The organism is Pseudomonas sp. PGPR40, assembly GCF_022014505.1.
GTDB lineage: Bacteria > Pseudomonadota > Gammaproteobacteria > Pseudomonadales > Pseudomonadaceae > Aquipseudomonas.
On sequence record NZ_JAKLSP010000047.1, the window covers coordinates 19,613 to 32,473 of the forward strand.

General features: G+C 60.1%; 10 protein-coding genes and 1 pseudogene. 3 read left to right on the top strand and 8 right to left on the bottom strand.

What is annotated here, in order from left to right; all coding sequences use genetic code 11:
• Window positions 1–15: 15 nt before the first annotated feature.
• The 6 genes from MEB48_RS27715 to leuC form a co-directional block, all read right to left on the bottom strand.
• Window positions 16–1,026: an aspartate-semialdehyde dehydrogenase gene (locus MEB48_RS27715; RefSeq protein WP_095052130.1), complete on the bottom strand. Its 1,011-nt coding sequence runs from the start codon at window positions 1,024–1,026 to the stop codon at window positions 16–18.
• A 246-nt stretch (window positions 1,027–1,272) separates the two neighbouring features.
• Window positions 1,273–2,385, bottom strand: coding sequence for an aspartate-semialdehyde dehydrogenase (gene asd / locus MEB48_RS27720; protein WP_237886921.1), 1,113 nt, complete (start codon window positions 2,383–2,385; stop codon window positions 1,273–1,275).
• Window positions 2,386–2,452: 67 nt separating this feature from the next.
• On the bottom strand, window positions 2,453–3,535 hold the full coding sequence (gene leuB / locus MEB48_RS27725; protein ID WP_237886922.1) for a 3-isopropylmalate dehydrogenase: 1,083 nt from the start codon (window positions 3,533–3,535) through the stop codon (window positions 2,453–2,455).
• A gap of 93 nt (window positions 3,536–3,628) precedes the next feature.
• Window positions 3,629–4,396, bottom strand: a complete 768-nt coding sequence (locus MEB48_RS27730) for a class I SAM-dependent methyltransferase (protein ID WP_237886923.1) — start codon at window positions 4,394–4,396, stop codon at window positions 3,629–3,631.
• 153 nt (window positions 4,397–4,549) lie between these two features.
• Window positions 4,550–5,194, bottom strand: a complete 645-nt coding sequence (leuD, locus tag MEB48_RS27735; protein ID WP_007905962.1) for a 3-isopropylmalate dehydratase small subunit — start codon at window positions 5,192–5,194, stop codon at window positions 4,550–4,552.
• A gap of 11 nt (window positions 5,195–5,205) precedes the next feature.
• Window positions 5,206–6,624, bottom strand: coding sequence for a 3-isopropylmalate dehydratase large subunit (gene leuC, locus MEB48_RS27740; RefSeq protein WP_237886924.1), 1,419 nt, complete (start codon window positions 6,622–6,624; stop codon window positions 5,206–5,208).
• Window positions 6,625–6,782: 158 nt separating this feature from the next.
• On the opposite strand from leuC, the gene MEB48_RS27745 reads away from it, so the two are divergent.
• Window positions 6,783–7,673 carry a LysR family transcriptional regulator gene (locus tag MEB48_RS27745; protein WP_237886925.1) on the top strand — a complete coding sequence of 297 codons (891 nt, stop codon included), beginning with the start codon at window positions 6,783–6,785 and terminating at the stop codon, window positions 7,671–7,673.
• Between the two features lie 83 nt (window positions 7,674–7,756).
• The gene (locus MEB48_RS27750) at window positions 7,757–11,035 is read left to right on the top strand and encodes a sensor domain-containing protein (RefSeq protein ID WP_237886926.1); all 3,279 of its coding nucleotides are present in this window, start codon (window positions 7,757–7,759) and stop codon (window positions 11,033–11,035) included.
• 50 nt (window positions 11,036–11,085) lie between these two features.
• On the opposite strand, the gene MEB48_RS27755 is transcribed toward MEB48_RS27750, so the two are convergent.
• Together MEB48_RS27755 and MEB48_RS27760 are read right to left on the bottom strand one after the other, a co-directional pair.
• Window positions 11,086–11,532, bottom strand: coding sequence for an Hsp20 family protein (locus MEB48_RS27755; RefSeq protein WP_237886927.1), 447 nt, complete (start codon window positions 11,530–11,532; stop codon window positions 11,086–11,088).
• Window positions 11,533–11,662: 130 nt separating this feature from the next.
• Window positions 11,663–12,622 carry a tRNA dihydrouridine synthase gene (locus MEB48_RS27760; RefSeq protein WP_237886928.1) on the bottom strand — a complete coding sequence of 320 codons (960 nt, stop codon included), beginning with the start codon at window positions 12,620–12,622 and terminating at the stop codon, window positions 11,663–11,665.
• Between MEB48_RS27760 and MEB48_RS27765 the strand changes: the two are divergent.
• Window positions 12,621–12,861: pseudogene (locus MEB48_RS27765) on the top strand (hypothetical protein); the annotation flags it as partial. The gene MEB48_RS27760 and the pseudogene MEB48_RS27765 overlap by 2 nt on opposite strands.

Consider the following 12,861-nt stretch of genomic DNA (forward strand, 5'->3'; position numbering starts at 1 on the left):
GTCGCCAAGTATCTTTTACAGCAGGTCTTTTATCAACAATTCAGCCACCTGCACCGCATTGAGCGCGGCGCCTTTGCGTACGTTATCTGACGTCAGCCACACATTAAGTTCCGCCGGGTCGTCGATCCCGCTGCGAACCCGACCAACGTAAACCACATCCTGCCCTACCGCATCGCCTACCGGGGTCGGGTAATCGCCCGCCTCGACCAGTTCGATACCGGGCGCCGCTTCCAGCGCAGCGTTGACTTTCGCCAGGTCGACTGCGCTCGCTGACTGCAAGGTCACACTAAAGCTATCGCCAAAAAACACCGGGGCTTGAATGCAAGTGACGGAAATCTTTAATAAAGGCAGCGCCATGACCTGACGCAACTCGCGCACCAGGCGTTTTTCCAGCAGCGTATGACCCTGAGCATCCGGCGTACCGACTTGCGCCAGCAGGTTGAAAGCCATCTGGCGATCGAAGAACGCTGGCTCCAGCGGACGCACATTGAGCAGCTCGGCGGTTTGCCGGGCCAGCTCGGAGACGGCTTCGCGACCCTGGGCAGACACCGCCAAACTGGCAGTCAGGCTGATGCGCTGCAGGTCGAGCACATCGAGCAACGGTGCCAGCACCACCGCCAGCGTCGTCGCCGAAGGGCTTGGGCTGCTGACCTGAAAGGGCTTTTTCAAACCGCTCAGGATTTCAGCATTGGCCTCGGGCACCACTTGCGGCGCCTGGTCGGCCGGCAAGGCGCCGGACAGGTCGATCAGCGAGCAACCGGCAGCCGTGGCACGCGGAGCGAAACTGAGGGTCACCGCCGGGCCGGCGGCAAAGAACACCAACTGGACTTTGCTGAAATCGAACTCATCGACTTCCCGCACCCGCACGTTCTTGCCGCGAAACGGCACCGAATGTCCGGCCGACTCACTGCTCGCCAGCAGGTGCAGGTTGCCGACCGGAAAGTCCCGTTCTTCGAGAATCTGGACGAGTGTTTCGCCGACAGTACCGGTGGCGCCGATCACGGCAATATCGAAGGACTGGCTCATGGTTCTACCTCTGGCGAAACGGGGGGAGCGGCACTTTACCGGGTGGTTGGCAGTGAGGCAATTCACGCCCCATCCTGATCGTTCCCACGCTCTGCGTGGGAATGCATCCCGTGACGCTCCGCGTCACTGCTTCAAGAGCGGACGCAGAGCGTCCATGGCGGCATTCCCACGCAGAGCGTGGGAACGATCGGTGGAAAAAAAACCCGCGCCTCTTTCAAGGCGCGGGTTCTTCATTACATCAATCGATCAACGCTCAAGCAGAATCCGCAGCATGCGACGCAGCGGTTCGGCCGCGCCCCACAGCAGTTGGTCGCCGACGGTGAAAGCACCGACGAACTGCGAACCCATGTTCAGCTTGCGCAGACGGCCGACCGGTACGTTCAGGGTGCCGGTGACTTTCGTCGGGCTCAGCTCCTGCATGCTGATTTCACGGTTGTTCGGCACCAGCTTGACCCAAGGGTTGTGCTGGCTGATCAGCCCTTCGATGTCGGCGATCGGCACGTCTTTGTTCAGCTTGATGGTCAGCGCCTGGCTGTGGCAGCGCATGGCGCCGACGCGCACGCAGATGCCGTCGACCGGGATCGGGCTCTTGAAGCGACCGAGGATCTTGTTGGTCTCGGCCTGAGCTTTCCACTCTTCGCGGCTCTGGCCGTTTGGCAGTTCCTTGTCGATCCACGGGATCAGGCTGCCGGCCAGCGGTACACCGAAGTTTTCGGTCGGGTACGCGTCGCTGCGCATGGCTTCGGCGACACGGCGGTCGATGTCGAGGATGGCGCTGGCCGGGTCGGCCAGTTGATCGGCGACAGCGGCGTGGGTCACACCCATTTGCTTGATCAGTTCACGCATGTGCTGCGCGCCGCCACCGGAGGCCGCCTGATAGGTCATGGCGCTCATCCACTCCACCAGACCGGCTTCGAACAGACCACCCAGGCCCATCAGCATCAGGCTGACGGTGCAGTTGCCGCCGATGTAGTTCTTGGTGCCCGCGTCGAGCTGCTGGTCGATGACCTTGCGGTTCACCGGGTCCAGCACGATCACCGCGTCATCCTGCATGCGCAGGCTGGAAGCGGCGTCGATCCAGTAACCCTGCCAGCCGGCTTCGCGCAGTTTCGGGAAGACTTCGCTGGTGTAGTCGCCACCCTGGCAGGTCAGAATCACGTCAAGGGTTTTCAGCTCTTCAATGCTGTAAGCGTCCTTGAGCGGAGCAATGTCCTTGCCCACGGACGGGCCTTGGCCACCGACATTGGAAGTGGTGAAAAACACCGGCTCGATAAGATCGAAATCCTGCTCTTCCAGCATCCGCTGCATGAGCACGGAACCGACCATACCGCGCCAACCGATCAGACCTACACGTTTCATCGCAACTACACCTTCTTAAAAGTGGGCCGCTGCTTTCATGGTTGAAAGTTGCAGCGGGCCAAAGAGATTACAGATTCCGCAGCGCGGCGACTACTGCATCGCCCATTTCCTGCGTACCAACCTTGGTGCAACCGGCCGACCAGATGTCGCCCGTGCGCAGACCTTGATCCAATACCAGGCTGACGGCCTGCTCGATGGCATCGGCCGCGTCCTGCAGATTGAAGCTGTAACGCAGCATCATCGACACCGACAGAATGGTCGCCAACGGGTTGGCAATGCCCTTGCCAGCGATGTCCGGCGCCGAACCGTGGCACGGCTCGTACATGCCTTTGTTGTTGGCATCCAGCGACGCCGACGGCAGCATGCCGATGGAACCGGTGAGCATCGACGCTTCGTCGGAAAGAATGTCGCCGAACAGGTTGTCGGTGACGATCACGTCGAATTGCTTCGGTGCACGCACCAGTTGCATGGCGGCGTTGTCGACGTACATGTGGCTCAGTTCGACGTCCGGGTAGTCCTTGGCCACTTGCTCGACGATTTCACGCCACAGTTGGCTGGAGGCCAGCACGTTGGCCTTGTCCACCGAGCACAGCTTCTTCCCGCGCACCCGGGCCATGTCGAAGCCAACACGGGCGATACGGCGGATTTCAGTTTCGCTGTACGGCAGGGTGTCGTAGGCCTGGCGCTCGCCGCTTTCCAGTTCACGCACACCGCGTGGCGCGCCGAAATAGATGCCGCCGGTCAATTCACGGACGATCAGGATATCCAGACCCGCGACGATTTCTGCCTTCAGGCTGGAAGCCTCGGCCAGTTGCGGGTAGAGGATGGCCGGACGCAGGTTGCCGAACAGGCCCAGTTGCGCACGGATTTTCAGCAGACCGCGCTCAGGACGGATGTCACGTTCGATGGTGTCCCATTTCGGACCACCCACGGCGCCCAGCAATACGGCATCGGCGGCACGGGCACGGGCCAGGGTTTCGTCGGCCAGCGGCACGCCGTGCTTGTCGATGGCGGCGCCACCGATCACGTCGTGACTCAGTTCGAAGCCCAGGCTGTACTTGTCGTTCGCCAGCTCCAGCACCTTGACCGCTTCGGCCATGATTTCCGGGCCAATACCGTCACCCGGGAGAATCAGAATCTGCTTGCTCATGCTTTCCTCATGTCATCAGTCGGTGCGCCCTTGGGCACTCCCGGAAAAAGTCTATCGCTCGGCGCTTATGTTGCAGAGCTTACCGTTCAGAGCTTATCGCTCAGCCCAGAGCACCAGCACATCGGTACTGAACGAACCATCGGCCTCGATCTCGAAATATTCGCGAACTTCATTGCCCATCGATTGCTGCAACTCGCGGATTGCCGCGCGCATCACCTGCGGTGTGCGCATGCGCTCGACCCAGGAGGTGTATTCCAGACGCAGCCGTTGGCGCGTAGTGCTGCGGGTATGCAATCCCGCCTCGCTGACCTGACGCAACCACTCGCCCGCAGAATAATCGCGCACGTGACTGGTGTCGCGCAGCACTTCGACGCTTTGCAGGTAAGTGTCGAACAACGGGCTGCCCGGCGACAACACATCGATGAACGCCGCCACTCCGCCCGGTTTCAGCACCCGACGAACTTCGCGCAGGGCCAGCCCGAGATCGCTCCAATGGTGCGCCGAATAACGGCTGAAAACGAAATCGAACTCGCCGTCGGCGAACGGCAGGCGCTCAGCGGCACCGAGCACGGTGGATACATTGTTCAAACCGCGATCGACAGCGGCAGCGGCGACCACGTCGAGCATCTGTTGGGACAGGTCGTAAGCCACCACTTCCTTGACCAGCGAGGCCACGTGAAAACTCACGTGACCGGCGCCGCAACCGAGGTCGAGCACGCGGGCATCGCCCTGCCCTGCCAGTTCAGCCTGTAGCAGCGCGAACTCAGTGCCTTGAGCGTGTACGGCGCTGCTCAGGTAGGCCGAGGCCTGTTCACCGAATTGCTTTTGTACTACCTGACTGTGCTGGGCGGTGCTGGTCATGGGGACTTCCTTTTGGGGTTTAGCCTTGTGTTGTCTGGGCGGCCATCTTCGCGGGCAAGCCCGCTCCTACAGGTTTTGTGAACGGCGCAAATCACTGTGGGAGCGGGCTTGCTCGCGAAGAGGCCGGCCCTACCTACATCAATTTCGGATCAATCACGCATCACGAAACAACCACGGCTGACTCGCACGATGCTTGGCTTCAAACGTGGCAATCGCCTCGTGGTCCTGCAAGGTCAGGCCGATATCGTCCAGGCCATTGAGCAGGCAGTGCTTACGGAATGCATCAATCTCAAAACTCAACACCTTGCCATCCGGACGAGTCACGGTCTGAGCTTGCAGATCAACCTGCAACTGGTAGCCCGGAGTCGCCTCAACCTGTTGGAACAGCTCATCAACCTCAGCGTCGCTCAAGATGATCGGCAGCAAGCCGTTCTTGAAGCTGTTGTTGAAGAAGATGTCGGCGTAGCTCGGCGCGATGATGCTGCGGAAACCGTACTCTTCCAGCGCCCACGGCGCGTGTTCGCGGCTGGAGCCGCAACCGAAGTTCTCGCGGGCCAGCAACACGCTGGCGCCCTGATAACGCTCGGCGTTGAGGACGAAGTCCTTGTTCAGCGGGCGCTTGGAGTTGTCCTGATACGGCTGACCGACATCCAGGTAACGCCACTCATCGAACAGGTTCGGACCGAAACCGGTGCGTTTGATCGACTTCAAGAACTGCTTCGGAATGATCTGATCGGTGTCGACGTTGGCACGATCCAAAGGTGCGACAAGACCAGTGTGCTGGGTAAAAGCTTTCATGCTGCGCTCCTTTAAATCAATTCACGGACGTCGACGAAACGACCGTTCACCGCTGCAGCGGCGGCCATGGCCGGGCTCACGAGGTGCGTACGGCCACCGGCGCCCTGACGGCCTTCGAAGTTACGGTTGGAGGTCGACGCGCAATGCTCGCCCGACTCCAAACGGTCCGGGTTCATCGCCAGGCACATCGAGCAACCCGGCTCGCGCCATTCGAAACCGGCCTCGAGGAAAATCTTGTCCAGGCCTTCGGCTTCGGCTTGAGCCTTCACCAGCCCCGAACCCGGCACCACGATGGCCTGCTTGATGGTCGAAGCCACTTTGCGGCCCTTGGCGATCACAGCAGCGGCACGCAGGTCTTCGATCCGCGAGTTGGTGCAGGAGCCAATGAATACGCGGTCCAGCTGAATGTCGGTAATCGCCTGATTGGCGGTCAAACCCATGTACTTCAAGGCGCGGACGATCGAATCACGCTTGACCAGGTCCATTTCCTTCGCAGGATCGGGAACGTTCTGATCGACGGCCAAGACCATCTCAGGCGAGGTACCCCAGCTGACTTGCGGTTTGATCTGAGCGGCATCGAGCTCGACGATGGTGTCGAATTTGGCATCCGCGTCGGAAATCAGGTCTTTCCAGGCTTCGACGGCCAAGTCCCATTCCGCGCCTTTCGGGGCGAATGGACGGCCCTTCACGTAAGCCACGGTTTTTTCGTCGGCGGCCACCAGACCTACGCGAGCGCCGGCCTCGATGGACATGTTGCAAATGGTCATGCGGCCTTCAACGGACAAATCGCGAATCGCGCTGCCGGCGAACTCGATGGCATGGCCGTTACCGCCGGCGGTGCCGATCTTGCCGATCACCGCGAGGACGATGTCCTTGGCAGTCACGCCGAACGGCAATTGGCCTTCGACGGACACCAGCATGTTCTTCATTTTTTTCGCGACCAGGCACTGGGTAGCGAGCACGTGCTCGACCTCGGAAGTGCCGATACCGTGAGCCAGGGCACCGAACGCGCCGTGGGTCGAGGTGTGGGAGTCGCCGCAAACCACGGTCATGCCCGGCAACGTTGCGCCCTGCTCCGGGCCGATGACGTGGACGATGCCTTGGCGGACGTCATTCATCTTGAATTCGACGATGCCGTATTCGTCACAGTTATCGTCGAGGGTCTGAACCTGCAAACGCGAGACCTGGTCGACAATCGCTTCGATGCCGCCCTTGCGCTCCGGGGTGGTCGGAACGTTGTGGTCCGGGGTCGCGATGTTGGCATCGATGCGCCAAGGCTTGCGCCCGGCCAGACGCAGGCCTTCGAAGGCTTGCGGCGAGGTCACTTCGTGGATGATGTGACGATCGATGTAGATCAGCGCCGAGCCATCGTCGCGCTGCTTGACCAAATGCGAATCCCAGAGCTTGTCGTAGAGCGTTTTGCCGGCCATCGGACGGTTCCTCATCAGCTTGTTTCTATGCCCCGGGCTTTGAACATTTCAATAACCCTTTGGCTTGTGAGGTCGATCCTAGGGGGTTACATTAAATAACTCAAATTCATATTTTTCATGCTTTGCATAACCAGTTGGAATGCCACCGAGACATCATCATGGACCTCGCCAACCTCAATGCTTTTATCGCGATTGCCGAGACCGGAAGCTTCTCCGGCGCTGGCGAACGGCTGCACCTGACCCAGCCAGCCATCAGCAAGCGCATTGCCGGGCTGGAGCAGCAATTGAACGTGCGGCTGTTCGATCGACTGGGCCGGGAAGTCAGCTTGACCGAAGCCGGTCGCGCCCTGCTGCCACGGGCCTATCAAATCCTCAATGTGCTGGATGACACCCGTCGCGCCCTGACCAATCTCACCGGCGAAGTTACCGGCCGTCTGACATTGGCCACCAGTCATCACATTGGCCTGCACCGTTTGCCGCCCTTATTAAGGGAGTTCACTCGACGCTACCCACAAGTGGCGCTGGATATACAGTTCCTCGATTCGGAAGTGGCCTACGAAGAAATCCTCCATGGCCGCGCCGAACTGGCGGTAATCACTCTTGCACCGGAACCTCACGTACTGGTCAAAGCCACGCCTGTGTGGGACGACCCGCTGGATTTCGTGGTCGCCCCGGAGCATTCGCTGATCACTAACGGCCCCGTCAGCCTGGCGGATATTGCCCTGCACCCCGCGGTTTTCCCCGGTGGCAACACCTTTACCCACCACATTGTGCAGCGCCTGTTCGAGGCCCAAGGCCTGACGCCGAACATCGCCATGAGCACGAACTATCTGGAAACCATAAAGATGATGGTCTCGATCGGCCTGGCCTGGAGCGTTTTGCCGCGCACCATGCTGGACGATCAAGTGGCGCGCATACCTTTGCCGGGCATACAGCTCACTCGCCAGCTAGGCTATATCCTGCACACCGAACGGACGCTGTCGAATGCTGCACGGGCCTTTATGGCCCTGCTGGATGCACAAATCGATCAGCCAGGGACTCGCGGCTAAGCTGTGCTTCTTCTTTTGTGCTACGCCTATAGAGCGCCAAAACCCTGTGCCTAACGCCCAATTCAGCCCAAGGCCTGTTATCCATGCCCAAATCTGTTGAACGTATGCCGCCGATGCCGCGCATTCAGGCACTTGACCCCAAACGGTCCGAGCAGAGCTGGGAAAGCGCCCCGCAGTTGCTGGCGGCCCTCAACGGTGCGCGGCTGGGCGCCTGGTATTGGGACATCGAGCGCGGGCAAATCAGTTGGTCCCGGGGTACTCAGGCGTTGTTCGGCTTCGATCCCCGGCAACCATTGCCGGAAGACCTGGAATACCTCGACCTGCTGCCCCAGGAAGACCGGGCGAAAACCATTCGTGCCTTCCATGCGGTGATCGCCGGCGCCCCGCTGGAACAGGCGATGCACCATCGCATCCGCTGGCCGGACGGCAGCCTGCACTGGCTGGAAATCAACGGCAGCCTGCTGCCGGACAAAAACGGCCGGCCGCGAATGATTGGGGTCATTCGTGAAATCACCCATCAGCGCCAGCGCGAACAGGCGCTGAGCAACTCGGAAAAACGCTTCGCCACGCTGTTTCACCTGTGCCCGAACATGGTGCTGCTGACCCGTCAGGAGGACGGGCTGATCAGCGAAGCCAACCAGTATTTCGAAAGCCTGTTCGGCTGGCCGGTGCGGGACGCTATCGGTCGAACCACGCTGGAGCTGGGCCTTTGGGTCAACCCGGAGCAACGGACGCAACTGGTCAAGGCCACCAAGGCCAAAGGCGAGCTGATCAACATGGAGGTGCAGTTTCGCGCCAGCAACGGGCAGGTTCACGACGGCATCCTCAGCGCGAAAAAGGTCGAACTCGAAGGCCAGCCTTATCTGCTGAGCACGTTCCTCGATACTACCGAACGCAAAATCGCCGAGCATGCCCTCAAAGACAGCCAGGAACGCCTTGACCTGGCCCTGGATTCGGCGCAACTCGGTACCTGGGACTGGCACATTCCCAGCGGCATGCTTTACGGCTCGGCGCGGGCCGCCCAGTTACATGGGCTGGACCCCAAACCCTTTCATGAATCCTTCGATGCGTTTTTCGAAGGCGTGCCCGACGAAGAACGCGACACCATGCGCGACGCCTACCGCAGCTTGCGCGAAGGCCCGGCCGGCAATTATCAACTGACGTACCGCGTGCAGTTGGAGGACGGCAGTTCGCGCTACCTGGAAAGCCGCGCCAGACTCTACCGTGATGACCACGGCAACCCGCTGCGCATGGCCGGCACACTGCTGGACATCACTGATCAGGTGGAACGCGAACAGCAACTGGTGGCGTCGGAAGAGAAATTCGCCACGTTGTTCCAGGTCAGCCCGGACCCGATCTGCGTCACACGCCAGGACACCGGCCACTTCATCGAGATCAACTCCAGTTTCACTCAGACATTCGGCTGGAATACCCTCGACGTGATTGGCCGCAGCGCCGACGAAATCGGCCTGTGGGACGCTTCGGCGAAAAGCCTGCAAAGGATCGAGCGGGTCATCCGCGAACAGGGCCTGAACAATGTGGCGATCATCGTTCGACACAAGGACGGGCAGTCTCTGACCTGCGTGATCTCCAGCCGCCAGATCAGCGTCGGCGACCAGCCGTGCATCGTCACCACCCTGCGCGACATCACCCAGCAGCAACGCTCGGAAGCGGCGCTCAAGGCCAGCGAGGAGAAGTTCGCCAAGGCCTTCCACTCCAGCCCCGACGCCATCACCATTACCGAGCGTGACACCGGACGCTACCTGGAGGTTAACGACGGCTTCTGTCGCCTGACTGGCTACCGCGCCGATGAAGTGGTCGGCCGCACGGTGTATCAGGTGGGCATCTGGGCCGAAGAGAAACAACGCTCAGCGTTGCTGGCAGAGCTACAGATCAAGGGCCGGGTTCACCATCAGGAAATGCTCGGGCGCAACAAACGCGGCGAGCTGCTGACCGTCGAAGTCTCGGTGGAGCCGATCACCCTCAATGAAATCGCCTGCCTGCTGCTGACTGCCCGGGACGTCAGCCTGCTGAAAAACGCCGAAGCGCAGATCCGTCACCTGGCCTATCACGACCCGCTGACCAACCTGCCCAACCGCGCCCTGTTGATGGATCGACTGAGCCAGCAGATCGCCCTGCTCAAGCGTCACAACCTTCGCGGCGCGTTGATGTTCCTCGATCTTGACCATTTCAAACATATCAACGATTCCCTCGGCCATCCGGTGGGCGATACGGTGCTGAAGATCATCACCGCGCGCCTAGAAGCCAGCGTGCGCATGGAAGACACCGTCGCGCGTCTGGGCGGTGACGAGTTCGTGGTACTGCTCAGCGGACTGGAAGGCTCGCGCAGCGACGTGAGCGCACAGGTCCGGGAATTGGCGGACACCCTGCGCGAACTGCTGTCCGAACCGATGTTCCTCGACGGACAGCGTCTGCAAGTGACGCCGAGCATCGGCATCGCGCTGATTCCCGACCACGGATCGACCCCGACCGACCTGCTCAAACGCGCCGACATCGCCCTCTACCGCGCCAAAGACTCGGGCCGTAACACCACGCAGATGTATCACAACACCATGCAGAAGGCCGCCAGCGAACGCCTGCGCATGGAAACCGATCTGCGTCTGGCGCTTTCCCGGGGTGAATTCAGCGTGCAATACCAACCTCAGGTGGATGCCCGAAACAACCGCATAACCGGCGCCGAAGCTTTGGTACGCTGGCACCATCCGCAGCTGGGCGCACAATCGCCCACCGAGTTCATTAAAGTCCTGGAGGACAGCGGCCTGATTCTGGAGGTCGGGACGTGGATCCTCGATGAAGCCTGCGCGGCCTTCAAACACCTGAGCGCCAACGGCCTGATCGACCCCCTCAATTTCAGTTTGTGCGTGAATATCAGCCCCCGGCAATTCCGTCAGAACGATTTCGTCGAACGCATCGAGCACAGCCTCGGCAGCCACGGCCTGCCCTGCTCATTGCTGAAACTGGAAATTACCGAAGGCATCGTCATCCAGAACCTGGACGACACCATCAGCAAAATGCGCCGCCTGAAAAAACTCGGCGTGAGCTTTGCCATGGACGATTTCGGTACCGGCTATTCCTCGCTGACCTACCTCAAGCGCCTGCCGGTAGACACCCTGAAAATCGACCAGTCATTCATCCGCGACGCGACCACCGACCCCAACGATGCCGAAATCATTCGCGCCATCGTCGCCATGGCTCGCAGTCTGGAGTTGGAAGTCATCGCCGAAGGGGTGGAAACCCTGGAGCAGCTGGAGTTTTTGCAGGGGCTGGGCTGCCATTTATATCAGGGGTATTTGCACAGCCGGCCGTTGCTGGTGGAAGAATTTCAGAAGCTGCTCAAATGACGCTAACAAAAAAGGGCGCCAGTGGATGGCGCCCTTTTCGTTGCTCTGACTCAGTGCTGCAGAGCCGGTTTTTCCGTCCCGTTGATCGGGATGCGTTTGGCTTTCGCTTCTTCCGGAATCACACGCAGCAGGTCGATACTCAACAAGCCATTGCGCAGTTCGGCGGCCTTGATTTCAATATGGTCCGCCAGACGGAACGACAGCTTGAAGGCGCGCTGAGCGATGCCTTGGTACAGGTAAGTGACGTTTTCTTCCGCGTCACGCTTGCCGCCACTGATGGTCAGCACACCTTTCTCCACTTGCAGGTCCAGGTCTTCTTCCTGGAAACCGGCGGCTGCTACGACAATGCGGTATTGGTCATCACCGTATTTTTCAACGTTGTAGGGTGGATAGGTGCTGCCTGGCTCATTGCGCAGGGCGGTTTCGAACAGATCGTTGAAACGATCGAAACCTACCGAGGAACGGAACAGTGGGGCCAGGGAAAATGCAGTACTCATGATTCAAATCTCCTGAACATAATCAGCAAGTTTTTTTGTCTCCGCGACCCGAATTCGGCATCGCGTAATCCTTAGATAAGGGCCGCTGATTACTTTTCAAGAGATTTTTTTCAGATTTTTTTAAGTGGATTCAGGCCGCCTCAGATACCTGCAGACCCAGTAAACGCGAGACATTATCCAGTTCGGTTTCACGACGCAGGACGGTGAACAGCTCTACCGCCTCGGGATAATTGCGGGTCAGCATCGCCAGCCACTGCTTCAAGCGGCCCGGCGATTGGCGCGGCGTCATCTGCACCTTGGCTTGCAGCCAGAAGTCCTGAATCAGTGGCAGCAGCTCGGCCCAGGTCATCTCGACGACGTCCTCACCGGCGCGGGCGGCGGCGATTTGTCGGGCCAGATCGGGGCGCGATACCAGACCGCGACCGAGCATGATGTCTTCGACGCCACTGATCTCGCGGCAACGACGCCAGTCTTCAACGCTCCAGATGTCACCGTTGGCAAACACCGGCACCTTGACCACGTCCTGCACCCGAGGGATCCATTCCCAGTGAGCTGGCGGCTTGTAGCCATCGGTCTTGGTCCGCGCATGAACCACGATGTGCGCCGCGCCGCCTTCGGCCAGAGCCGTGGCGCAAACCAGCGCACCGTCCGGGCTATCGAAACCGAGGCGCATCTTGGCGGTCACTGGAATGTGCGCTGGCACTGCCCGACGGACATGTTCGACGATTTCGTTGAGCAGCTCAGGCTCTTTAAGCAGCACCGCGCCGCCACGGGATTTGTTGACGGTCTTGGCCGGGCAGCCAAAGTTCAGGTCGATGACCTTGGAACCCAACTCGCAGGCTAATGCGGCGTTTTCCGCCAGGCACACCGGATCGGAGCCGAGCAACTGCACCCGCAGCGGCACGCCGGACGCGGTCCGGGCGCCAGTCAGCAGTTCCGGGCCGAACTTGTGGTAATAGGCAGGCGTGAGCAATTGATCGTTGATCCGAATGAATTCGGTCACGCACCAATCAATACCGCCCACACGGGTCAGCACGTCCCGCAGGATGTTGTCGACCAACCCCTCCATGGGCGCCAAAGCAATTTGCATGAAAAACACACTCAACGAAAAACGTGCGGCAGTTTACTGGTTTCGGCGCGCAGAAGGTATTTCGTCAGACCGGGCGATGGCAAATGTGCGGACGCCTTCGCGGGCAAGCGTTAATGCCAGTCAGTTAAGCGAAATTCCTGTAGGAGCGAGCTTGCTCGCGAAAGCGGTGGGTCAGGCAACATCAATGTTTGCTGTGCCGCCGTCTTCGCGAGCAAGCTCGCTCCTACAGGGTTTCGCGG